Annotated in this window: 20 protein-coding genes; 5 read left to right on the forward strand and 15 right to left on the reverse strand. The window is 47.9% G+C overall.

The window, feature by feature from the left end:
• The 3 genes from M2133_RS09595 to M2133_RS09605 form a co-directional block, all read right to left on the reverse strand.
• Positions 1-1,452, reverse strand: a complete 1,452-nt coding sequence (locus tag M2133_RS09595) for a Na+/H+ antiporter NhaC family protein (protein ID WP_277465901.1) — start codon at positions 1,450-1,452, stop codon at positions 1-3.
• A gap of 276 nt (positions 1,453-1,728) precedes the next feature.
• On the reverse strand, positions 1,729-2,607 hold the full coding sequence (locus tag M2133_RS09600) for a DUF1573 domain-containing protein (protein ID WP_277465902.1): 879 nt from the start codon (positions 2,605-2,607) through the stop codon (positions 1,729-1,731).
• Positions 2,608-2,764: 157 nt separating this feature from the next.
• Positions 2,765-3,775, reverse strand: a complete 1,011-nt coding sequence (locus M2133_RS09605) for an aspartate-semialdehyde dehydrogenase (RefSeq protein ID WP_277465903.1) — start codon at positions 3,773-3,775, stop codon at positions 2,765-2,767.
• 133 nt (positions 3,776-3,908) lie between these two features.
• Between M2133_RS09605 and M2133_RS09610 the strand changes: the two genes are divergently transcribed.
• Positions 3,909-6,269, forward strand: coding sequence for a lamin tail domain-containing protein (locus M2133_RS09610; protein WP_277465904.1), 2,361 nt, complete (start codon positions 3,909-3,911; stop codon positions 6,267-6,269).
• On the opposite strand, the gene M2133_RS09615 is transcribed toward M2133_RS09610, so the two are convergent.
• The 4 genes from M2133_RS09615 to M2133_RS09630 form a co-directional block, all read right to left on the reverse strand.
• Complete coding sequence (locus M2133_RS09615) at positions 6,266-7,408, reverse strand: clostripain-related cysteine peptidase (protein ID WP_277465905.1); 1,143 nt, start codon at positions 7,406-7,408, stop codon at positions 6,266-6,268. The genes M2133_RS09610 and M2133_RS09615 overlap by 4 nt on opposite strands.
• An 82-nt stretch (positions 7,409-7,490) precedes the next feature.
• Positions 7,491-8,405, reverse strand: coding sequence for a DUF5119 domain-containing protein (locus tag M2133_RS09620; RefSeq protein ID WP_277465906.1), 915 nt, complete (start codon positions 8,403-8,405; stop codon positions 7,491-7,493).
• A gap of 104 nt (positions 8,406-8,509) precedes the next feature.
• The gene (locus M2133_RS09625) at positions 8,510-9,364 is read right to left on the reverse strand and encodes an AraC family transcriptional regulator (RefSeq protein ID WP_346843239.1); all 855 of its coding nucleotides are present in this window, start codon (positions 9,362-9,364) and stop codon (positions 8,510-8,512) included.
• Between the two features lie 8 nt (positions 9,365-9,372).
• Complete coding sequence (locus M2133_RS09630) at positions 9,373-10,905, reverse strand: family 10 glycosylhydrolase (RefSeq protein WP_277465908.1); 1,533 nt, start codon at positions 10,903-10,905, stop codon at positions 9,373-9,375.
• Positions 10,906-11,235: 330 nt separating this feature from the next.
• Here M2133_RS09630 and M2133_RS09635 point away from each other — a divergent pair, with 330 nt between their 5' ends.
• From M2133_RS09635 to M2133_RS09645, 3 genes are all read left to right on the forward strand, one after another.
• Entirely contained in the window at positions 11,236-12,549 is a 1,314-nt protein-coding gene (locus M2133_RS09635; protein WP_277465909.1) for a hypothetical protein, read from the forward strand.
• 466 nt (positions 12,550-13,015) lie between these two features.
• A complete protein-coding gene (locus M2133_RS09640; protein ID WP_277465910.1) occupies positions 13,016-13,879 on the forward strand; it encodes an AAA family ATPase in 864 nt (287 codons plus the stop codon).
• Positions 13,880-13,938: 59 nt separating this feature from the next.
• Entirely contained in the window at positions 13,939-14,883 is a 945-nt protein-coding gene (locus M2133_RS09645) for a WYL domain-containing protein (RefSeq protein ID WP_277465911.1), read from the forward strand.
• A 159-nt stretch (positions 14,884-15,042) separates the two neighbouring features.
• Here M2133_RS09645 and M2133_RS09650 read toward each other — a convergent pair whose 3' ends face one another.
• From M2133_RS09650 to M2133_RS09665, 4 genes are all read right to left on the reverse strand, one after another.
• Positions 15,043-16,302, reverse strand: coding sequence for an MFS transporter (locus tag M2133_RS09650; protein ID WP_277465912.1), 1,260 nt, complete (start codon positions 16,300-16,302; stop codon positions 15,043-15,045).
• Positions 16,303-16,328: 26 nt separating this feature from the next.
• A complete protein-coding gene (locus tag M2133_RS09655; protein WP_277465927.1) occupies positions 16,329-17,171 on the reverse strand; it encodes an HAD-IIA family hydrolase in 843 nt (280 codons plus the stop codon).
• A gap of 64 nt (positions 17,172-17,235) precedes the next feature.
• Positions 17,236-18,576, reverse strand: a complete 1,341-nt coding sequence (locus tag M2133_RS09660) for a sn-glycerol-1-phosphate dehydrogenase (RefSeq protein ID WP_277465913.1) — start codon at positions 18,574-18,576, stop codon at positions 17,236-17,238.
• Positions 18,577-18,609: 33 nt separating this feature from the next.
• Complete coding sequence (locus M2133_RS09665) at positions 18,610-19,410, reverse strand: glycerophosphodiester phosphodiesterase family protein (protein WP_277465914.1); 801 nt, start codon at positions 19,408-19,410, stop codon at positions 18,610-18,612.
• A 322-nt stretch (positions 19,411-19,732) separates the two neighbouring features.
• Here M2133_RS09665 and M2133_RS09670 point away from each other — a divergent pair, with 322 nt between their 5' ends.
• Positions 19,733-20,497, forward strand: a complete 765-nt coding sequence (locus M2133_RS09670; RefSeq protein WP_277465915.1) for a DeoR/GlpR family DNA-binding transcription regulator — start codon at positions 19,733-19,735, stop codon at positions 20,495-20,497.
• Positions 20,498-20,505: 8 nt separating this feature from the next.
• Here M2133_RS09670 and M2133_RS09675 read toward each other — a convergent pair whose 3' ends face one another.
• The 4 genes from M2133_RS09675 to M2133_RS09690 all read right to left on the reverse strand — a co-directional run bounded on the left by M2133_RS09675 (position 20,506) and on the right by M2133_RS09690 (position 24,224).
• Positions 20,506-21,420: a glutaminase gene (locus M2133_RS09675; RefSeq protein WP_277465928.1), complete on the reverse strand. Its 915-nt coding sequence runs from the start codon at positions 21,418-21,420 to the stop codon at positions 20,506-20,508.
• Positions 21,421-21,470: 50 nt separating this feature from the next.
• On the reverse strand, positions 21,471-22,979 hold the full coding sequence (locus M2133_RS09680; protein WP_277465916.1) for a DoxX family protein: 1,509 nt from the start codon (positions 22,977-22,979) through the stop codon (positions 21,471-21,473).
• A gap of 107 nt (positions 22,980-23,086) precedes the next feature.
• Positions 23,087-23,638, reverse strand: a complete 552-nt coding sequence (locus M2133_RS09685; protein WP_277465917.1) for a chromate transporter — start codon at positions 23,636-23,638, stop codon at positions 23,087-23,089.
• 43 nt (positions 23,639-23,681) lie between these two features.
• Positions 23,682-24,224, reverse strand: a complete 543-nt coding sequence (locus M2133_RS09690; RefSeq protein WP_277465918.1) for a chromate transporter — start codon at positions 24,222-24,224, stop codon at positions 23,682-23,684.
• Positions 24,225-24,333 lie beyond the last annotated feature (109 nt).

A 24,333-nucleotide genomic window follows, 5' to 3' on the forward strand; every position in this document is an offset into this window, starting at 1 on the left:
TTATACGTTCTCTCTAACTCCTTGTTTAATCTTATACCCTATCATCGCAATAAAAATACTCATCAGCGGGCTGATCAGGTTGAAGAAGCAATACGGCAGATACGTCCAGGTGGCCACGCCCAGGACCGTTGCCTGCGTCATGCCGCAGGTATTCCAGGGGATCAACACGGAGGTGACCGTGACGGCATCTTCGGTCGTCCGGCTCAACAGGCAGCTCTCGTAGCCGTTCTTCCGGTAGACATCCTTAAACATATTACCCGTCAGGATGATCGAGATATATTGATCGGCGGTACAGATATTCAACAAAAGGCCGGAAGCAACCGTCGATGTAACCATACTCACCCGCCGTTTCATAAACCGCTTGAGCTGGCTGGTCAGGCTCTCGAGCATACCGCTGGCGGTCATCGCCCCACCGAAACACATGGCGCAGAGAATCAGCCAGATCGTATCCATCATGCCTGCCATGCCGCGGGTAGCAACCAGATCGTTCAGTTCGGCATGCCCCATCTCCACCTGGGTCGAGCCATAGAGTGTCATAAACAAACCTTTGAAATTCGCGGCAAGCCCCACCTCGTTCCCGCCGGCAATCTCCTGCAACAGATGGGGCTGAAAAAGAACGGCAAAGAGCCCGCCCAGCGCTGCCGAGACAAACAGAGTGATCAATGAAGGCACTCTCCGGGCAATCAGGATGCCGGTCACCAGGGGCACGATCAACAGCCAGGGCGAGAGATGGAAATGCGTCGCCAGCGCATTGGAATACAAGGCTACCTGTCCGCCGTCGGTTCCCGTATGGTTCAGTCCGGCAACGGTGAAGATCAACAGGGCGATCACCATCGAAGGCACAGTGGTGTATATCAGGTAACGGATATGGGTGAAGAGCGGCGTGTCGGTCACCGACGAAGCCAGGATCGTCGTGTCGGAAAGTGGCGATACCTTATCGCCGAAATAAGCACCCGAGATAATTGCGCCGGCCGTCCATCCTGTCGAGAAGCCCTGCGCCTCGCCAATGCCCATCAGCGCGATACCAATCGTGGCAATCGTCGTCCACGAGCTGCCGGTCATCACCGAAACAAGGGCGCAGATCACACAACAGGAAACCAGAAAGAAGCTGGGATGAAGAATCTGCATGCCGTAGTAGATCAAGGTCGGCACCACCCCGCTGATCATCCAGCTACCTGCCAGCGCCCCGATCAGTAAAAGGATCAACAATGCCGTAGCCACGCCCAGGATATTGTTGCAGATCGCCTTTTCGATCGTTTTCCACTGCACCCCACAGAAAGCCATCGCCAACAAAGAAGCCACCGCCGTAGTAGTCAACAACACCACCTGGCTACCCCCGCCCAACGCATCCCCCCCGAAAACGCGGATCGTGAAAAACAACAAGACCACCAATACCACTAACGGGATCAGCGAGAGCCAGGGTGAAGGCAATTTACGGGAGGTATCTTCCATTTGTGTCAATCGTTTATATCACGCAAAGATAAAGAAAGTCGAACACAGAGGCAAGCTTGCTTGACTATGTTGAGGCGCATCCTATCTTCGATTCCATTTATGGAATCAAAGATAGTGAAAGCCGAGCGTAGAAGCAAACGAGTTTTTATGTGTATCAGGTGTTGCGAAAAGGCCGCCGGAGTTTTCCAAAAGGCTGCCGGAGTTTTCAGAAAGGCTGCCGGCCTTTTTCAAAAGGCTGCCGGAGTTTTCTGAGAGGCCGGCAGCGAATGTTGATTCTCATTCCAAAGCTTCTCCTGAAATCCTGATGTAAAGCGGTTCATCCGTATTGCAGCGCAAAGTGATCATTTCGTTGAAAGCACCACTACCGGCAGGAGTCATCTCGACTTCCACGGAAAGGGTTTTCCCGGGTTCGGCCGGATGTTTATCAAACGTGACGCGGGCACAACTGCAGGTGGTTGCCCAATCGATAATGACAAGCGGTTGCGAGCCGGTATTGACCACCCGGAATAAAACGGTTTTCTTTTCCGATCGTTCGAAAATACCCATATCGGCTGCCGTCGGGAGGAGGCGTGCCGTCGTGCGGATTGCCGGAGTCGAATCCGGCAAAGCGATTTTTCCGCCCGTGATATGTTTCAGATAAAGTTCTTTTACCGACGGACTATGAATCGGATTACCGATCACCACCACCCGGTTCTCCCGGTCGAGCAGAAAAGTCTGGAATGCCATGTCGGTAGGAAAATGATTCAACCGGTTCAATTCGCCCTCCGTATCCAGGCAGACCGGATAGTCGAATTGATCCCTTTTCATCGTATAAATAATATCGCGGGGCTTTTTGGCATGGAAGAAAAAAACAAAAGGAACAGCCTTGCCGGTGACTGTCTCGACCTCCCGGATCCATTCTCTCCATTTCAAAAGCTGGAGTTTGCAACTCACACAGCCGGTGGAGTCGACATAGGCCAATACTTTGTATTCGGAATCCGGAACTTGCCAATCGAGGGTATCGGCGAACAGGGTGAAGACCGGCTTTTGAGGGAAAACGACCGTTTTCCCCTGCCACTCTTTCTCCAGGCGGGTAATTCTTTCTTTTTCTGTTTCTTTACAGGAGCTAATAACGAAAATAAAAATGCACAACAAGAACAAATAAGGCCTTTTCATCGAATATGTATTTTCAAAGCCGTAAATATAAGGATTTAAAACCTATTTCCGAACGGGATTCCCACCGAAGGCATTATCGGTTTCGAGCGGTAAGGAAACAAAAAAAAGCAGATGAAGGAGACCTCCACCTGCTTTAATCTATGGATAGATAACCGATTTATTTTACATTTCCCACACGGATCAGGTATTCGGCGATCTGAACGGCGTTCAGCGCTGCCCCTTTTTTGATCTGGTCGCTAACGGTCCAGAACGTCAAACCGTTCGGGTTGCTAATATCTTTACGTACACGACCTACATAGACGGGATCTTTGCCGGCAATGAAGAGCGGCATCGGATAATCCTTATTGGCCGGATCATCCTGCAGGATGATACCTTCGGTCGAGGCAAAGGCTTCGCGGGCTTCCTCGACACTGACCGGACGCTCGGTCTCTACCCAGGTCGCTTCGCTATGGGCACGCATCACCGGGACACGGATGCAGGTCGCACTCACCTCGATATCGGAATGCATGATCTTACGCGTTTCGTGATACATCTTCATCTCTTCTTTGGTGTATCCGTTATCGGTGAACACATCGACCTGGGGAATCAGGTTGTACGCCAGCTGGTAAGCGAACTTCTCTACGGTAGGGGCTTCGCCTTTCAAGAGTTGTTCGTATTGTTTCTCCAGCTCCGCCATCGCCGTTGCACCGGCGCCGCTGGCAGCCTGATAGGTGGATACGTGTACCCGTTTGATATGGGAGATCTTTTCAATCGCTTTCAAGGCTACAACCATCTGGATCGTCGTACAATTCGGATTGGCAATGATGCCGCGCGGACGATCCAAAGCATCTTCCGCATTCACTTCGGGAACAACCAACGGCACCTCTTTATCCATCCGGAATGCGCTTGAGTTGTCGATCATAACCGTACCGTATTTCGTGATTGTCTCGGCAAACTCAACAGAAGTACCTCCGCCGGCTGAAACAAAAGCAATGTCGATTCCTTTGAAGTCGTCGTTATGTTTGAGTTCCTTAACGGTGTACTGTTTATCTCCGAAGTTATAAACACGTCCGGCACTGCGAGATGAGCCAAAAAGCACCAGCTCATCCATCGGGAAGTTTCTCTCAGCTAATACGCGCAGGAATTCTTGTCCTACCGCTCCACTTACTCCAACAATTGCTACTTTCATTTTGAGCACGAATTTATTTGGTTTATAAAAAAATAATCATAACTTTGTTGTGAAACCTTAATAAGCCAGCAACTTACGTCATGTCATTTATTGGGGTGCAAAGATAATCAATTATTAACAAAACCTGACGATTATGAGACATTTCTTCTTAATTATCACGATTTTACTTCCTTTTTATGTTTCCAGTCAACTAAACGAAACGTTTGACGGACCGGAGGTGACCACCGCTTATTCCTGGTTGGGGAATACCGAGCGCTTTATAATCAACGCGGATAGTGAATTGCAACTGAAAGGCTATTCAGGCGGCGGGGAAGAGAAGCTCTACCTCGCTGCCGTTCCTCTCTATGGCAATGAATGGCATGGGAAAGCCCGGAGCGAATACAAAGGCACGGTCAATAATTATTTCCGTTTCTTCCTTTGGTGTGAAAAGCCGGATCTGGTTAACCCGGGTGAGGCGATCTATGTGCGGATGGGGTATACGAAGAACAATATCGCTTTGTGCTACCAGCGGGGCAATATCGACAAAACCACGTTGATCGAAGGACGCGCTTTGTTTACGGACGCGCAGGAAGTGGAGTTCAAAGTGACAATCGATGCCGATGGGAACAGCGTTTTGTATAGCCGCTGCGTTGGCGAGGCGGAATTCTATGAAGAGGGAACAGCCTCCATCCCGGTCTATACCGACGATCCGGGTTACTTTATGATCGGTGTGAAGTACAGTTCCCAGCACGGGAAGAATAAATATATAGATGATCTTTACGTTCAGGCGTTTGATTCTCGGGAGGATCCGGGAGAAGGGGATCCTGATCCTAATCCTGATCCGCCTCTTGCCCTGGAAGGGGTAGAGCAGGAGAATGGAGAAGAATTATTGATGTGTTTCAACCGTCCGGTGATTGCCGATCAGGCCGGTTTGAGTTTATCCGAACTGGGAGCGGTCGATGAGCTTTATCAAACCTACGATGAATTGATCCTGAAACTGGTCTGGGAAGAATCGCGGGAGGAAGGGAAAACCTATACCTTATATTATAGTGGGTTGTCGGATGAAGACGGTAACCTGTGCGAAGGGGAATATACGTTCACCTCCCTGTTCGGCCCGACCGTGACGGAGCCCACGGAAGAGCCCGAGACACCCCAACCCTCGGAATCAGGTTCTATCCGCATCAACGAGATCATGGCCGATCCGAGCGGCCTAAGCGAATTGGCGCAAACGGAATATGTTGAACTGTACAATACCACGGCGGAGAGTATTGCCTTGAACGGATGGACCTTTGTTTACGGAGATACGCGGGTAGCCCTGGCGGATGTGGATTTCCCGGCGGAGAGCTTCCTTGTCCTGTACCGGGAAGGGCGTGAAATCCGTATCGACGAAGGGGGCGAAGCCATGCCGTTGGCTAAATTCCCTGCGCAACTGGCAAATACCGGAAAGACCCTCCGCCTATTGGACCCTACCGATCAGCAGGTCGATGAGGTGACATACAATCAGGCGAAAGCCGGGCAAGCCTGGGAATGGTCGGAAGAGGGCTGGTTCCTGTCGACGGATAGCCGGGGAGGCACACCGGGAAGCCCGAACTCCACTTTTTCCGACGATCCTGAACCGGAAGAACCAAAGGAACCGGAAGAGCCAAAGGAACCGGAGGAACCGGAGGAAGAGGAAAATAGTGAGGTTGAGCCGTTCGATATCCTGTTCAATGAGCTTCTGCCCAATCCGTACGCGGAAGGAAGTGAGTATATCGAATTGTATAACCGTTCCGGCATTCCTCATTCGTTGAGAGGGCTTTCGATTGCGGTAAGGAAGGCGGATGGAACGCTCAGCACGACGTATCGGCTGTCTGATATTACCCCTCTACTGGCGCCGGGCGAATATATTCTATTGACTAAAGCGGAGGAGGGAGTTTATCCCTATTACCCGATACCTTATCCGGAGAATATTTATAAGGTAAAGCTACCGGTATTGAACAATAACGGCTCAACCCTGGTATTGTTTCGTACGGCAGATCAGACGGTGATCGATGAAGTCACCTATTCCTCTACCTGGCATCATAGCGCTATCCGGGAAGAGAAAGGTGTGGCATTGGAGCGTATCGATCCGGAAGGAGAAACGCAGGACGAGAACAACTGGACTTCGGCAGCGGAAAGTGCCGGCTACGGCACTCCCGGTTATCAGAACTCACAGTATATGCAGCAGAAAGAAATAAGCGAAGACCCCACCGGCATAGAGAAACCGGAATACTCCCATCAGACCGGCCTTTATTCGATCTTTTACTCCCTCGATCAGCCGGGTTACCGGTGCCGTGCCTTTATCTACAGCCTTTTCGGACACCGCGTGGCGGAGATCGCCAATAACGAACTAACGGGAACCAATGGAGTGCTTTCCTGGGACGGATCCGGCTACCGGCAGAACAAACTAAATCCCGGCCCTTATATCTTTTATATAGAGCTCTACCACGGGAAAGGTCTGGTCAAGACCTATAAAGAAGTGTTTCTGGTGTATTAATAAACCGTTTTCGTCCAGCTGAGCTTGGACAGGTACCAGTCGTTTAAGGTGGTAAACGATTGGCGTAGCGGGTAGATCGTCAGTCCGGAATAGGAAGAGACGGTGACGAATCTGTTACTTGCTCCGCTGCAGTAGATCTCGTCGGTGATCGATTTATTTACGACCGTACGGGCTAATGCCTGGTTCAACCGGGTCTTTTGCGCGTCGGTAGCCAAAGCCGACATGACGTCGGCAAAATCATACAAGGCGGGGTTCCCGGATATATTGGATAATAACTGGAATTCTCTGCTTGGATTGAGTGCATACATGCCTTCCACGCCTGCGGCAGACAGGATCTCCTTGCTGATGGCTGTCAGTTCCTCAAGCCCTTCGGTCTTTACCACCGATAAGCTACCGTACGGATTGCTATAGCCCAGGTAATAGTTATGAAAAGAATTGACTATGTTCTCATAGTCGGGAGTCGTCGTGAAGAAGTAAGGCAGCATCTCTTTGAAAGGAAAGCCCGTCCCCATAATCTCCGAGGTAGAGGAGATATAATAGTCGGCACAATTCCGAAGTTCGTAAGCACATTCTATTGCGCCCATGCTACAGGCGTCGAAAGCCAGAAATTCCAAGGGTAAGCCTTTTAGCGCTTCGGCCAGATCAGGGATTTCCATATTCTTACCGTTCTCTTCGCCATACGAGCGCAGCATATTCTTATAGTTGGACGGAAACCAGGCAGTGGCATGGCTCGAAAAGATCATGCCGTAGCTGTCGGCCGGGAATTCCGTAAACACATCGTTGATAATCCCGCGCATCGCCGTGACGTCGAGCGCGCTTTGTCCGTTATAGTCGCGAATGAAATGTTTGGTTACTACGCCGCCTTTCCCTTCTTTGATCTGGTATAATTCTCCGTTCAATGTCTTTTCCGTCTTGTCGTACCAGGAGTAATAAACGAGCAGGTTGCCGCCGTTCAGGTTCTTCTCGGTGGCTACCTCGATCATGTGATCGATGTTCGTATTCAGGTAGCTGCCTAAGTTGCTGGCAACCATATAAACCAATACGGTACGCGTGGGCGTGGGCTCCGGTTTGTCGGAATCTCCACAGCTTGAAAACCCGAGAACGCAAATAAGTAAGTATATGATGTATTTAGTCTTCATTGTTCAAAACTTATAATTAGCTTACAAAAGTAAACATATTGAATCTTTAAAACAATTTTAATCACCGAATGTTCGGATAAAATCACTGAATGTTCGGGCAGGCGTCAATGGATTTACAGACGAGGTTTATTTCAGGCTCAGCTTCCATGTTGACCAGCGCGTCGATATGGACCTGTATATTCTGTTGGTTGATGCTGAGCAGGCCTAATCCCATATCGATCGTAGAGGTGATATGTTGCCCGTTCTTCAGGGTGAAGTTTAGGGTCAGTTGGTGTGATACGTTTTCTTCTTTGGCGTTGTAGGCACCGTCGAGCAGAATGGTTTGGTTCTCAAAGCCCAAATCGCTCTTCTCGAAAGGCAGGGACAGGGTCGTGGTCGCATTTCTTTTTATCGTGCGATTGGGAATGGAAAGAAAAGGGGAGACGCCCGAGAGTACGCCCCGACAATCTACGATCTGCTTATGGTATTTGGGGGGGATATTGACTTTGAAATAAACGTTTTTGGTGAAGAACGTAGGGGTGATCGTTGTGGTTATATCCTGATTGGGTTTTACTTCGAATTCCGGGATGACTATGCCGTAGACCGGTAGGGTTGGTGTTTTGGCATGTCCGTTTTCTCCTTCTTTGAAAGCGACTTCCATGGCGTCGAAATGGGTTCTGTTGCGCAGTTGGAAGTTGTCTTTCCCGTAGTTGTAGACCAGTAATCCGTATTTTCCGGGGCTTAAGGCGATCTTGAGTGTGCCCGAATCGGTATCGGTCTGTATCATGGGACCGTTATCGGCCGGGTAGAAGCAAAAACGCAAAACGTCGTTAGGCATACCCTGTTTGCTTATGCTATCCCACCGAACGGTAAACGAGACATAGCCAAATTGGGTAGAGGTAGGCACCGGCTTGCGTTTGCATCCGACAAGCAATAGGCAGCCCCAGGTTATACAACCTATTATGACGAGCGCATATAAAGAAACTTTATAGCGCTTTCCCCCAGTAAAATCGAACATTTCAACAAATTAATTCACTCGCGGGCAAAGTTAAAAGAAAAGAATTCGGAGGAAATTGTGTATTCTGTTCAATAAGTTGTAAATATTAAATCGTAAACGGGGAACTAAAGATTTTCTTCCCGCTCAGCCCGGATAGCCCGGGGCGACTGGCCGAAATTGGAGCGGCAGAAATGAGAAAAATTGGAGAGCGATTCGAAGCCGTACTTATAACAGATGTCGGAGATCGACAGTTCGGTTGTCAACAGGTCGGTATGGATATCCTGGCATTTGCGTTTGAGCATCCACTGGTAGGCCGGTTCACCAAAGGTATCTTTAAATAGCCGGCGGAAGGTGGGTACGCTGTACCCGCCCAACTGGGCAAAGGTTTCTACATCTTTCACATTCTGATAGTTCTGCAAAATGAAGTACTGGAAGCTTTTGCTGTAGCGGTAGATGGTCGAATAGAAGGCAGCCAGGTCTTTGATCGGATAATAGCAGTTCAACAGGAAAAGCAGTTCCGTCTGTTTGGATTGCAGGAAAACCGAGCAGCGCAGGTCGCTGTCGAGAAAGGCGCGCATACTTCCCAGGAATACCTCCAGCGGGTTGCAGATGTCCATCACGACCGGTCCGACATGTCCGGCCGAGGCCATCGACATACTTTTACTGTAACGTTCGTTACACACATTCTGCGGCCGTTCGAAGAGATAAAGGATGGCTTCGGCGGCTTCCAATACGTGGAACTCCACTTTGGAGCCTACCGGCTGAAGGATGAACTGCCCTTCGCGGAAGATGGTGTCCGGATGTTCTTCGCTGTTTACCCGTACTTCGCCTTTGAGCAGGAAGTACATCGTATTCTGCAATACCCGTTCCTGGGGAATCAAGACTCCTTTAGGGAATGTGCGATATTTGAAGATATGCCTCTGGTAGAAACCACAGGACGCACAGTCGGTATATTTCGTACATCTCATCGCGTCCAACATCATCGGGACTATAGTTTTACTTTTTTTCTTTTTCCTTTGATACTTTCGTTATGAAAGCGATCAACGGCTGTTATTATATAGGTATACTTCTCTTCTCCTCTGTTATAAGGTAATAAGTATTTCTTTTCTCTCGTCACGGCCACTATTTTGGAGGGATCGTTCAAGTTGACGGTTTCCCCGGCGCCAAAACGGTAGACAACAAAATAGACGGCAAGCTCCGGATTGGTCCGACTCTGTTTGGCTTCCCAATGCAGGAGATAACCTTCGGGTGTCCATTCGCTTTTCAGGCGGCTCACGTCTTTCGGCTTTTTGTCGTGCAGGTGCGTATAAGGCGGGATCAGTGCCGGATAGCGGTGATAATTCGTCCGCAGGCTGTCGGAAACGCCTTTATTGTTCCACAGCAGCTCATTGGCGGGCCAGAAACAATGGCCTTCGACCCGGCTGGCTTGTTTCTCCAGCGCCATCTTTTCGGCTAACTGGTCGGCTTTCATGGTCCGGGCCACATCCTGCCCGATATAGAGCGGCCGGCCGGCAGCATATTGGTTCCACCAACCGATCAAGGTCTGATAGTCGGCAGCCGGATGCCCAATCTCCCAGTATATCTGAGGCATATTGTAATCGATCCAGCCTTCCCTGACCCATAAGAGGATATCGGCGTAGAGGTCGTCGTAATTCTGCAAACCGTTTGTCTCGCTGCCCGATTGATCCGGCGTACTTTTTTTGTTCCGGTAAATTCCAAAGGGACTGATTCCGAAACGCACCCACGGCTTGGTCAGCAGGATCGTTCGCTTGAGCTCACGGATCAGTTGGTTCACATTCTCTCTCCGCCAATCGTCCCGTCCGCTTTCCGCATATCCTTTGGCCAGGCCGTATCTCCGGAAACTTTCCTCGTCGGGGAAAGGCGCTTGGGCGGCAGGATAAGGATAGAAGTAGTCGTCCATGTGAATGGCGTCCACATCGTAACGAAGGACTATGTCGCGCACTACACTACAAATGAACTCCCTGTTCTGAGGAATGCCCGGATCGAACAAGAGTTGATTGTTATAGATAACACATCGTCCCGGATTGGCATGATAGATATGATTATCGGCGAGTTTGGCGTTCAGATTGGTACAAACCCGGTAGGGGTTAAGCCAGGCATGAAACTCCATGGCGCGTTTATGGCATTCTTCAATCAAAAATTGCATCAGGTCGAAATTGCCTTCAGGCGCTTTCCCTTGTTCCCCGGTATAAAAACGGCTCCAAGGTTCTATCTCCGAATAATAAAATGCATCGGCTTCCGGTCTTACTTGAAAGATCAAAGCATTGATCCCGCACGCTTGCAGATGATCGAGCTTCCGTATGAAATCTTTTTTCAATATTTCGGGCGACATCGTCTGATATTCGCCCTGATAAGCAGTCTGGATCCATGCTCCCCGAAATTCATGCTTGGCATCTCTTCCCGGCATCCCCGGTATTGTCACTTGAGTAGTCTTACAACCGGTTATAAATAGAAGAAACGAAAGTAAAACTACAATTTTTTGCAAACGATTCAAATACATGTATTCAGTTCTGCTAAAGAAATCCCAACAAAAATAAGTGTTTCCCCGAATATTTCAAACTATTCAATCACAAATTGAATGAAAGCGCCATGTTTTAGTCGTTTCCTTCATTAAAATTAGTCGTTTGGCGTGACTCGGCATAATCCATGCAAGCACGGCTTCTGCACTCGCTACTTCAAACGTTCTTTTTATTGGGAAAAAGATGCTTGGAAATTGGGGAAAGCGAACAAACGATATTTGTTAGATGTTAATAGAGCAATGGACAAATCTGGGATTTAGTTGGATACAATAAATAAAGTTTAAAGAATAATCTGAAAAATAATAGCAATCATGGCACATATGCATAGGCGAACAAACGAAACGACTAAACAGGTAGGGAAACAAAAAGAGCAGTTAGGCAAACAGTCAGAAAAAGAAACTCAAGGAGATAAAGGACCCCATATGCTTAAGGAAAGTATGAGGTTGTTTAATAGAAAGAACTTACCTTATTGGGTGGGGGCTATGATTCTTGTTTCTGTGATTTGCTTTGTCTTATTGCTGTTTTCCGAAATACAAATTCCTACGGTGTTTACAAGTAGTGGAATTGTGGCTATCATTAGTGCATTCATTGGTGTTTTGATGACTGTGCTTGTTACTGCCATTTTGTTGGAGAAACAAGCTGGAACACAAAATGAGTTGTTGAAAACTCAGTCACAAAAGGAAGCTGAGAAAGATAAAGACGTCAAGGTATTTGAAGAAAAACTGAAGATTTATAAAGAATTCTTTTCAAAACTCCATGAAGTAGTTCAAGAAGGGAAAATAACGCCTTCTGGAGTAGAAAAACTAATTTTTCAAATATCTTATTTGAATATGCATACCCGTTCAGAACGGGTGAATAAGATACTCGGTTATTTGCAAAAGGCATTGAATAGAGATGAATCTGATGAAGCAAAATATAAAATTTTGGCTGATAATGTGTTTTATATTGGAGAAGAAATGCAACAGGAGCTATATGGTAAAAAGCTGGGAGACGAAATTGTAGATACTAAAATATTCGATGCATTGATTTCAGATTTTCAAGTAGCAACAGGGAAAGAGCCAAAGCTGGATGAGGTAATAACTCTTGAAGAAAAGATAGAAATACAAACCTATTTTTGGAAGGAGTTAATAGAACAGATAAAATCAATGGGCATTACATCTCCTATAGAATGGTCTGATAGTGTAGGTATTGAAGAGTCAGTCAGGAAGTATTATGAAAAAATGAGAAATAGACATCGTTATTTCGGTTTCAGTTTTGATGTTTATGAATCAAAGGAAACATCAAGAAAGGTCGGGTTTTATGTGGAAATTGATAATGACTACTATTATGGGTTCTCCTGGAATGATGAACCAAGGAGTGATGAGTCGTTATCACAAATAGTAAAGAGGGTGTCCCCTTCTCATTATAAATCAAATCAACATTGGGCAGGATGGAGATGGCCTAATTATTCAAATTCAAATCCTGATATCAGTCATGATTTGAATTTTTGGAAGATGTCACCCAATAAAGCCATGGAAAGACTTTGCGATAAGTCCACACGCAAAGCATTTGTGAAAGAAGTTGCGCAAGAAATGGTAGAGCAAATAAATAAATTTATAGAGATTGCGAAAGAAAACAATCTTTAGTTCAAAAGGTTAGTCTTCTGCAATAGTTTGGCATAAATCGGTCTTATCTTTGTGGCAGGAAGTATCTTTATATAAATCTCTAAAATTGAAGTGTTATGGCAAATTTTTATTGTGAGTATTGTGGGAAAAAGTATTCAAATGTGAAATCATTGACAGGAGCACCCTGCTACAGGCATCCTAATGGAGCAAATAAAGGGAAACATAAATTGTATGAAGGAAGTGAGAAAACTAAGTACACTTGTAAGTACTGTGGCACCCTTTATCCTTCCTTAATCTCAATGACGGGAGCTCCCTGCTACAGACATCCCAATGGAGCCAATAAAGGAAGGCATTCACCAGCCCTTTAATTTCTTAGAGTTGCATAAAGAAACTGCTCACATGGGCAGTTTTTTTAGAAACCTTTATCCCCTATGTCGTTGTTTAGCGTATCATACTATTATCTTTGTTGCATAATAATGTAACAGTTATGGTATATTTAGAAAGTATTAAATTTCCTCTTCGAGATGGTCCTTATCCTTATACGATATTCAAAAAATCATCACTTGAATTTATGTCTTTTTCTCCCATTACAATTATTTATGGCTCAAATGGTTCAGGGAAATCGACTATCTTGAATGTAATTGCTGAAAAAATTGGAATTAGTCATAAGAGCTTGGGAAACAATAGTAGTCTATATTTTGATGCTTGCGTCAAGAAATGTTCTTTCCTTACAGCTACGAATTGTAGAGGAGAGCAACTGGAGATACCTTCGGAAAGTCGTGTTATCAAAAGTGAAGATATTATGGAAGGGATTGTTGAACTTCGGAAAGAGAGTCTTATTATTGATAATAAAGTAAAAGGCAAGGAATATCTTCTTCCTTATTTTTCGGATGAACCGAGTGATAATCCGGCCGAAAATCATTCTCTCTTGGAACGTTTTTTCAACCCTGAAGAAATGACTCCTAAGGAACGTTTTCTTCTTTCTAATAGTACTGATGTACAAAAAGAAATGAGGGATTTTTATACAAAAGAGGAACAATTCTCCAATGGAGAAACAGCACTTCGTTATTTTGAAAATATGTTAGAGCCCGATAATCTTTATTTGCTTGATGAACCCGAGAATTCTATGGACCCTAAATTTCAAATGAGATTGGCTACTATGGTAAGAGATTATGCTTATTTGTTTGGGTGCCAGTTTATCATTGCTACACATTCCCCTTTTCTTCTTTCTTTAGAGAATGCGGTTGTTTATAATATCGACCATAATCCAGCAAATATTTGCGACTGGAATGAGTTGGAAAATATGAAGATATATTTCAATCTTTTCGACAAGTATAAGAAGTTGTTTTAAGAACAGATATTTTATAGCATAAGGCGCTTATATCTTTGTTGTCTATATCATTAACTGTCATGAAAAGTAGAAAAACATCGAAAGACACCACCTCCAACCTCTTCAATCGCTATGTTTGGTTGGTTGATCTTATTTATCGGAGAGGGGAAATTACGTTTGAAGAAATCAATGCGTACTGGCAAAGGTCATCGCTAAACCTGGAGGGTGAAGATTTGCCTTTGCGCACGTTCCACAACCATCGGCAGGCGATCGAGCAGATGTTTGATATCAATATTGAATGTGATAAACGAAACGGGTATAAGTATTATATCGAGAACATGGATGATATGGAGCGGGGAGGTGTCAGGAGCTGGCTGTTAAATACCTTTGCCATCAACAACCTGATAAACGAGAGCCATAAACTCAAACAGCGGATTCTGTTTGAGAAGATACCCTCCGGGCAAATGTATTTGACGCCTATTCTCGAAGCGATGCGGGATAACCTGTCCATCGAAATAACGTATCAGAGTTTTTGGCGGGAGAGCCCTAATACCTTTGAGATTCATCCGTACTGCATCAAGGTGTTCAAACAGCGCTGGTATGTTATCGGATACAGTCCATATAAAAACAATATCTTTATTTATGCCTTAGATCGGATCAAACAGATCCATACGAGCGAGAATAAGTTCCAGTTACCCAAGGACTTTGACGGAGAAGCCTATTTCGCCGATTGCTTTGGTATTGTTGCCGGAGAAGAACACCCGACAGAGGAGGTTCGGATCAAGGTATATAGTGTGCAGGATCGTTATATCCGAGCTTTACCTTTGCACCATTCGCAGAAAGAAGAGGTGAATACGCCCGATTACACGATATTCAGCTACCGTATCAAACCAAGCTTTGATTTCCAGCAAGAGTTGCTCTCGCATGGGGCAGAGGTCGAAGTCTTATCTCCCCGATGGTTTCGGGATGAAGTGGCGGAAATTATCTCACAGCAATACACAGCTTACCGCGCCTCCGACGGATAGAGCTGAAGATTTGAATTGACACAGTTTTGCCATGGGAAGGCAAAGGTTTGCCATGAAGGTGGCAAAGGTTTGTCTTCGGCTTGGCAAAAGTTTGCCAGTGCGGTGGCAAAAGTTTGCCAACGGCATGGCAAAGGGTTGGCAAGCTTATCTTCTTTGTCCTTATTCCACTTCGCTTACGGTTTTCGCATTGTTATCCAAGGTAATGAACTTCGTGAGGAAAGCTCCGACGAAATAAAGCCCGGCCAGGATCCAGATCACGCCCTGGCTGCCGATCAGTCCGAAGAAGAGTCCAACGATGGCCGGCCCGACAAAAACAGGGAGTCCGGCACCCAGATTCAATACGGAGATCGCTGCGCCTTTGTCGGTCTTCACCAACGAAGGGACCAAAGCGGACAACGGTACATAACCGGCCAGTAAAGCGCCCCACAACACACCGGCTCCCATGACAAACCAATAGTTGCCCATCGCGATCTGCGGCGAGTAATAGAACAACAATGTAGTCACTCCACAACCGACGCCCCCAAACCACATAATCGTATTGCGCCAGCCGAGGCGGTCGCCGACAAAGCCAAAAATAAGATTAAAGACGATATTCGCACTGAATATCGTTCCCCATATCTGCAGCCACTGCGTGGTGGTAAAGCCGTATTCATACATATACAAAGGCAGGAAGACCGGAAAAGCAAACTGTGCCGTTGTGTTGATCACCCGCACGATGCCGCCCAATAGAACCTTCGGCTCTTTTTTCATGATTGTGATGCCTTTGAGTAATTCCCCCATCTTCTCCTGCACAGTGGCTGTTTTCTTCTCTTCTTTTTTCGGTTTGTTTATGATCAAAGTGAAGAACGCCCCCAATAACGCCCAGAACACAGACGACCAAAGGGTATTCAGATGGCCGAACCGCTCGATGGACCAACTGGAGTAATACGCACCCAGTACGTTCAAGCCGCCGGTGAACACAAACCAGAACCAGCCGACAGCCCTGCCCAACCGGTTTTGCGGTGTGGTATACGTGATCCAGACCAGAAAAGAATAGGCAAACAAAGGATAACCAAAGCCTCTTAAAGCATAGGTGCATAACATCGCCGGATAATTGAGCTCCGGAAGGGAAAGCCCGACAAAGCCAACCGTGCCCGCCAGATACAAGACCAGGCCCACCGTCATCGTCCGTCTGACGCCATAGACTTCCGCCAGTACGCCCGAAAACCAGGCGGAGAGGGCAATCGTGATCCCGTAGGTCGTAAACAAGAAAGCCGACTCCTGCATATTCAGGCCGCGCTCAATCAGGTAAGGACTCAGCCAGCCTTGCTCTATGCCGTCGCCCATCATAAAGATAAGGACGCCCAGGTAGGCCCATGTCAGGTGGCGGGGCAGTCCGATTGTATCAAATACAGAGGTGTTTTGTGTGTTATTCATCATGTTCGTATCAGATATTTAGGTACATATTATCTTTTAGCCTGTTCGAATAGTGCGCCCAGCACGGATAAGTCGCGGATAGACAGGTCGGGATAAGTGGTTCCCGCCCGGATATCTTCGGGTGTCGCTTCGCCGGTCAATACCAATACGCCCAGGGCATTGGCGTTTTTGGCTAATTGAATATCGGTATATAACCGGTCGCCCACCATCGCCACTTCGGATGCCTTGATCCCATGCCGGCATAAGATGCCCTCCAGCATCCGGGCATCCGGCTTGCCGATCACCACATCCGGCTTGCGTCCGACTGCCTTTTCGATGCAATGGCAAATGGCTCCACAGTCAACCAGAATAAGCGGCTGGTCGGAAGGGCAAACATAATCGGGGTTCGTCGCGATATAAGGCAAACCGTTCTGCACCCACCAGGTCGCCCGACAAAGCCTGGCATATACCAGCGACATATCGAATCCGACCACTACCCCATCCGGCTTGTCCCGGGCATCGTCGGCGGTCGACACAAATCCTGCCTGTTCAAACTCGCTGATCATGCTGGGTGTGCCCAGGATAAAGAGCCGTTTCATGCCGGGATAATTGATGCGTATATAGTCGATCGTCGCCTGGGCGGAGGTGTACATCTCGTCGCGTGTGGCATTGATCCCCATCTTATGTAGGTGTTTGAGGTAGTCGTCCGTACTTTTCGAGGGGTTGTTGGTCAGGAAGGAATAATGTACGCCCATCTGTTTCAATCGATGCAGGAAAGGAATGGTGAAAGGGAAAAGCGTGCCGCCTTTGTATAAGGTACCATCCATATCGAGGGCAATATGTTTGATGCCTCGCAGTCTTTCGTATAGTTCCGAAGGACCGGCAATCTCCATCAGGTCATAATAGACCCCCTCGTCCGAGACCATAAGGCGATGTTGCTTTTCTTTCGTTTCCATATCAATGACTTATTTCCCAGATCCCTCCTTTACCAAAAAGACGATCAAGCCAGGTGTCGAGATAACCCGTGCGCACGGCAATGTCGAGCAGTGTGAAACGTCTGCGAATGTATTGTGCCCGGATAAATGTCTCTTTGAGGTAGTGTCGGGAGATGCCGATCTGTTCCGGATAGGTAGGCGCACCGACCAGTTCGAGGCGCCATTTTGCTTCTGTAAACGGAATCAGCTGTCGGGCCAACGCCTCTTTTAGTTCCGGCCAGGAAGCCTTCAAGCATTGTAATTGGCGGGCAAGCGCTGTATTGTCTATGTGTTTGGCCAGGCTCTCCTGCGCTCCGATCTCCGGGAAGTCGGTGTTCCTGAACAACTCAATCGCTTTGTCTCGTTGTTGTTCTGCGGTTGGCCAGGCGGCACAACAGGCTTCTATATCGAGCTCCGCAACGGGAGTTTTCAAAAACTCTTCGTACAGGGCAAGGACCGACAACGTCCCGATAGCAACCTGAAAGCCATGCGATACGGGTTCCCCCTGGTTCAGGTGGTGTTCCATATTCCAAAGGTGACTAAACTGATGCTCAGCACCTGATGCCGGGCGACTGGATTGCAACCATTGCATGGCGAATCCACCAAGCATAAGGCCTTCCGTCAAGGCGGTAATCGCTTCTCTCTCTCCGCTTCGTACGCCCTGAGGATCGGCTAATGCATCATGCAATCCGTCCTGAACAATAGTCCATGCCTGCCGGTCTATCGCTTCAATCCCAAGCTTGTCGGCTACGATCCAGTCTGCCCCCGCCGTGATCTTGGCGAACAAATCCGCATAACCCGAAGAGGTCATTTCACGGGGCGCGTTACTGATCGTTTCAATATCCGCCAGACAAGCCCGGGGTGCCGGACAATTGAAAGTCTGCTTCGCTCCCTGGGCTGTAATGGATGCCCCGAATGCGGTGTAACCATCCATAGACGCGGCAGTAGCGACGCACATATACGGTCTGCCGACCAGATGCGACGCCAGTTTACTCAGGTCGTTTATCGTGCCCGAACCTACGGCCACCGGAATGGCGTCGTGCTGTTGCAGGGAAGCAACCAGTTCTTCTACGTAAGTGTATTCCGCATAAAGATCTTCCGCCTGAAAGACAAAGGACGGTTGCTGCTTTATCCCTTCCTTTTTCAGGTTCGCATACACCTTCTCTCCGGCTACGGCATAAGTCGTCCGGTCGGCGATAACAACAGCCTCTTTGCCCGGGAACTGTTCCTTAAACAGTACGCCGGCTTGTTCTAATGTATTCCATCCGAGAACAAGCGCTTGGGTATCGTTCGCCGATTGGAGCGCGTTTTCAATCTTTGTCATTTCGTTTTGTTTTGAAGATAAGATACGTTTCGTTTATTTGCCTTTTAACGCAGTCCACACTTCGAGTGGGAAATCAGATTCTATAATATCCGGCTTCTTCTCGATCTCTAACCGGTAGGCGGCGGCCCTGTCTTCCGCCGCGGGCAAGCGGTCGTGGGTCGGGGCAACTGAAATCATACACTTGACATTCCTCTGGTGTAGCCGTTCTACAATCGCCTTGTTCTTCTCGTCTATCGTATAACCCACATAGGCAATCATATTCGCCCAGGGCACACCCGAGATGGCCATATCTTCGAATTCTTTCTCGTTACGCACAAAGGCGGAAAGCATAATCCGGGGAAACCGGTCGTAGTAATACCTGGCCTGAGCGCCGGTATGCACCGTCAGCATGATAGACTCTTCCGCATCACATTGCCGGATGATGTCCGCGATCATCTCCATCGGCACATCCTTTTTGTCCAGGTTCAATACAACTTTCCCTTTGCTCCATCGGATCACGTCTTCCAATTTCGGTATCTTATAGGTGGTTAACTCCCCTTTGAAGTCCCTCAAGCGGATGGACTGTAGCTGCTCCCAGGTGTAGTCCGCGAGCTTACCATTGCCATTGGTGGTCCGGTCTAATGTCTCGTCGTGCAATAAGACCACCACACTGTCTTTGGTCAACCGCGGATCTATCTCATAAAAGACCGGCATCTCGGCAGCGATCTGCTGAAAGGTCTCCAGGCAATTCTCGGGCAATAGATCCCCATTACTTCCCCGGTGTCCGCTGACCAGGATGTCCTGACTTCCGGTATATCCGAAATGTTTCTGAAGCGCAGTCTTGCCTTGAACCACAGGTTTTTTTCCTGTCCCTCCATCCCCGCATCCAGCGATAAAACAAAGAAATAAAGAGATAAACAGAGCAGAAATAAATAGACTATACTTTGTTCCCATACGAAGTAGATTAGAATTTATACACAAATAAAAGAAAGACATTGGATTTCGTATGCTTTCTTATCCCCTGCAAATATAGATCAAAAACAATACAAAACAAATAAATAGGATTAAATCCGCCTGATTACTTTCGTTTTCTTTCCTTTTTACACCCTAATCCCTCAACCCACCTTTGCTTCCTGTTGATAAATACCTATATTTGCAGGGTAAAAACATAAACGATATGATCAGTATTGCCGAGAGACATAAATATATATTGGATGCGCTTCAGAAAGATGGCTATGTGAAAGTATTGGATTTGGCGAAGCAACTGGACGTAACGTCGGTTACCATACGGAAAGACTTGAAAATCCTTGAAGAAAAAGGGCTGCTCTATCGCACACATGGCAGTGCCAGTCCGGCCAACCCGCATGCCGGCGATCGGAACGTAACCGAAAAAGAAAAAATCAAACCCGAAGAAAAACGCAGGATAGGTCAGGCGGCAGCCAAATTGATCGAAAAGAATGATTCCATTATCATCAATTCGGGCTCTACCATTTGTATGTTCGCCGAACAGATCGAGCCGGTCGAAGGACTCACTGTCGTGTCCGCCTCAGTTATGGCGCTGACTATCCTGAGCCAGAAAGAGCCGATACACCTGATCCAATTAGGCGGAACTTACCGGAAGAAGTCGGCCTCGGTGATCGGCAGTTATACACAGAGCTTTCTCAAAGGCATTACCTGTTCGAAACTATTTCTGGGCGTAGACGGCATCGATATGGATTTTGGGGTCACCACCTCTAATATTGAAGAGGCGGAACTGAATAAGTCCATGATGGACGTCGTATCTAAAACCATTGTATTGGCCGATTCTTCCAAATTCGGGCGGAAAGGCTTCGGCAAGATCTGCGATATCGACAAGATCGATGTGATCATCACCGATTCCGGCATCCCCCCTTCGATGATCAAAAAGATTGAAGAGCAAGGGATAGAGCTGATTATTACCTGAAAGAACCGTTAGAAGATCGATTCCTCTGTCCGGGTGGTCAATGACTCCAGGGCTCTCATTCCCATAATGGAATTGCCTTTGGCGTTTAATCTTGGGCTCCATACGGCAACGGAGTAGCGGCCCGGGTAAACGGCGGCTATGCCTCCGCCGACACCACTTTTGCCGGGCAGTCCGACACGGTAGGAGAATTCGCCCGCCTCATCGTAGAAGCCGCAGGTCTGCATGATGGCATTGATTCGCTTGACTTGTGAGGTAGTCAGATTCACATCGCCGGGTGAGAATGCGTACTTGTGATTGGCAAAAGGCAAAAAGGCTTCCGACAGGTCGCGGCAGCTCATCTCGATGGAGCACTGCAGAAAATAAAAATGAAGCACCCGTTCGATATCATTCTCCAGATTGCCATGGTGTTTTAATAGGTTGGCAATCGCGGCATTCAGGTAACCTGTCTCCCGTTCCGACAAGGCCACTTCCCGGTTGTAATCCAATGTATGGTTATTGCTGACCGAACGGATATAAGCGAGATAATCCGCTTCGGCGGAAGGCAGGTGCGTGAGTAACAAATCAGCAAGCACCAGGGCACCGGCATTGATAAACGGATTGCGGGGGATACCTTTCTCCACTTCCAGCTGGATCAGTGAGTTGAACGCCGTGCCCGAGGGCTCCTTGCCGACCCTGTTCCACAGATCATTCCCTACAATATTCAGGCAGAGCGCCAGAGAGAACACCTTCGTGATACTCTGTATCGAAAAAGCCGTAGTGGCATCGCCCAGCATAAACGATTCACCTTCCGTAGTGGTGATGCAAATACCGAATTGGTCGGGGTTGACGCGTTCCAAAGCCGGGATATAGTCGGCCACTTTCCCCAGATGCATATAAGGTTTTATCTCCTCGTGGATTTCGGATAAGATTTGTTGGTAGTTCATCATGTTCTTTTGTATGCGTTTAAGTTTCTGCAAAAATAATCTTTTTTAGATCATCCATACCACTGTCGCTGGCGGTTCTTCAGGTTGTTGAGCGTGTCGATGCAGATATTGACATCGGAGACGACCTGGAAATCGAACATACCGACACAGATAAAGTCGGCGCCATTCTCGAAAGCCCAGTTGAAGCCGTCCTCCGGAGGGATAGCTCCGGCGGCGAGGACTTTGAATCCGACAACGGGCACTTGGGCACGATTCACAAAATCGACCGTACGGTCGGGGAAAGGGCAGAAGCAATTATCATGGAAGCGGTTATGGTCGGCATGCAGTTTTCCATCGACCTCGAAGGCCACGCGGTTCTCACGCGGGTGAGCCGACCAGTAGTTGTCGTGGTGCATCGTCTTCATGTAATAGTCGGGGATGATGCCATTCTCTTCACAGAGGATAAAGGAATCGACCGTATGTGCGCCCATGCCGGCGGTATAACCCTGGCTGCGTATGCGGTCCATCATCTTTTCGATCACGTCCAATCGTTTGTCGCGCACCAGCCAGTCGCACCAGTTGCCTTGCAACTGAATGATATCCATCCCACTGTCTATCGCCACCGAAACATCTTCGTATATATCTTTACTCTCTTCTTTGATACCGACCTGGGCGATCACTTTGATCTTGCTGCCGGTCAGCTTTTTGTATTTCACCATCGTCGAGATCGTCGGGAAACCGATATTGATCGAATTAATGCCTGCCTGTTCGCACAACATCAAGGTTTCGAATACCTTCTTCTCCGTATTATACGCCTTGAAAAGCGGGCCGGCATACAATAGGTCGCGGGCATGCGCCCAACCGCCGATCAGGTTACCACCCATGATGAGGCGGCTCAGTTGGTGGTTGCCTATCTTGCCCATAGGCAGTTCCCCTTTGAGCTCACTGAGTAATTGTTGGTTGACCTGTACTGTCGCACTCGTCATGCCATCCAAGGCATATCGCTTATTACTCTCGTAGGCACTCCATCCGAAGACGCCCAGAAGAGGCAGTGTCGCCATGTTCTTCAGCGCTTCCCGGCGTGAATCAGTCGAGATAGGATAGGTTCGTGAGCGAACCGGTCTCCTTTTCTCTTTCCAGATTTGCCACAACCCTTCCAGTCCATACCCCCTTTCCCGGCAGGAGAAAAGGAAGAGAAGAACCACCGCTTCGATAAACAATTCATTGATGATAAACGTCGTGCCGTCGCTTCCCAACAGGGAGATGCCGAAGGGAGGATAGGTGAAATAGTATAAAGTCAATAAGAGGGCACCGAAGAAAGACGCCCATTTGTCGAACAACCCGACGAACAAAGCCAGTCCGATCAGGATCAGTCCCCAGATATTCAGGAAGTCGACCACCATCATACGCGCGGGCGAGGCCGCCAGCCAATGGTAAACGTCGGCCAGGAATCCGGTGGAGCTACTCAGGAAACCCTCGGCCGTCCAGTTGTCGCCGAACAGCTTGATAAGTCCTTCATATAAGAAATGCCAGCCGATGGCTACGCGGAGAATGGTAATAGGCAACTTGAAATCTTTCATGGCGGATACAAGATAGATGGTTTCTTCGACAGGGCACACTATGTTCCCGGCGGTAAATATAATAAATAATTGTGTACGAACGCCTTTTGGCGTATGGTGGCGCCAATTTATGCGTAGAGCAGGATGCCGGCCGCACCGGCGATGATGATCATCAGGATCGGATGCAGCTTCACTTTCCAGGTCAACAGGAAGGCGGCGGCAAAGAGGAGGAAGCTTTTGTAGTCGATAAAGTTCTCTGTGTTCATCAGTGTCAGGGCGGCGGCAGCGATCAGTCCGACAGTTGCCGGGCGCAGGCCGGTAAAGGCGGCTTCGATATATTTGTTGTTCTTCACCCGCACAAAGTAATAGGAAACGATCAGTACCAGGATGAAAGAGGGAAGGCAAACGGCGAAGGTGGCCAGTGCCGAGCCCAGGATGCTGTAAGGTGCGGAATAACCGGCGTTGTGGATGGCGGTATAGCCGATATAGGTGGCGCTATTGATGCCGATCGGACCCGGTGTCATTTGGGAGATGGCGACGATATCGGTGAACTCCTGTGAGCTGATCCAGCCGTATTTGTCGACTACCTCGTCTTGTATCAGTGAAAGCATGGCATAGCCTCCCCCGAACCCGAACAGGCCGATCTTTAAGTAGACGTAGAAAAGCTTTAACCAAATCATTTTCAATTAAGAATTAAAAATTACGAATTACGAATGGAAGATATTACTTTTTACTTATAGCTTCTTTTATAATAAAGGTATAGGCCATTCCTCCGGCAATGGCGGCCAAGATGATCCAGATCGGCGATAGGCCGACGAGCCAGATCAATAGGGCGGCGACGATAGGGATGACGATTACCCAACCTTTGAGCTTTAGGGTGCGGGCTGTTGTGAGTACCGGCACGGCAATCAAGGCGACCACTACCGGGCGTATGCCTTTGAATGCCTTGACGACCCATTCGTTGTCGGCCACCTGGGTAAAGAAGAGCGCGATCGTCAGGATAATCAGGAACGAAGGCAGGATTGTACCCAGTGCACAGACCAGGCATCCGGGAAGCTTCTTAAGTTTATAACCCAGGAAGATCGAGATATTCACCGCGAAGATACCGGGCAACGACTGGGCGACGGAGAAGAGATCGATAAAGTCTTCCTCCGAGATCCACCCTTTGTTCACCACTTCCCGTTGGATCAGGGGCAACATCGCATACCCCCCACCGATAGTGAAGGTGCCGATCTTGACGAAGGTGATGAATAATGTCCAGTACACTTTTTAAAATTGTGAATTAGTACTGATGCGTTAAAAATTTGAATTAAATAAATCCAATTGCTCTTTGACATTTTGTTTTGAATTGACTTGAAATTCGGTAAGCAGTTCT

This window comes from Parabacteroides sp. PF5-6 (genome assembly GCF_029504695.1).
Classification (GTDB): Bacteria; Bacteroidota; Bacteroidia; order Bacteroidales; family Tannerellaceae; genus QVMG01.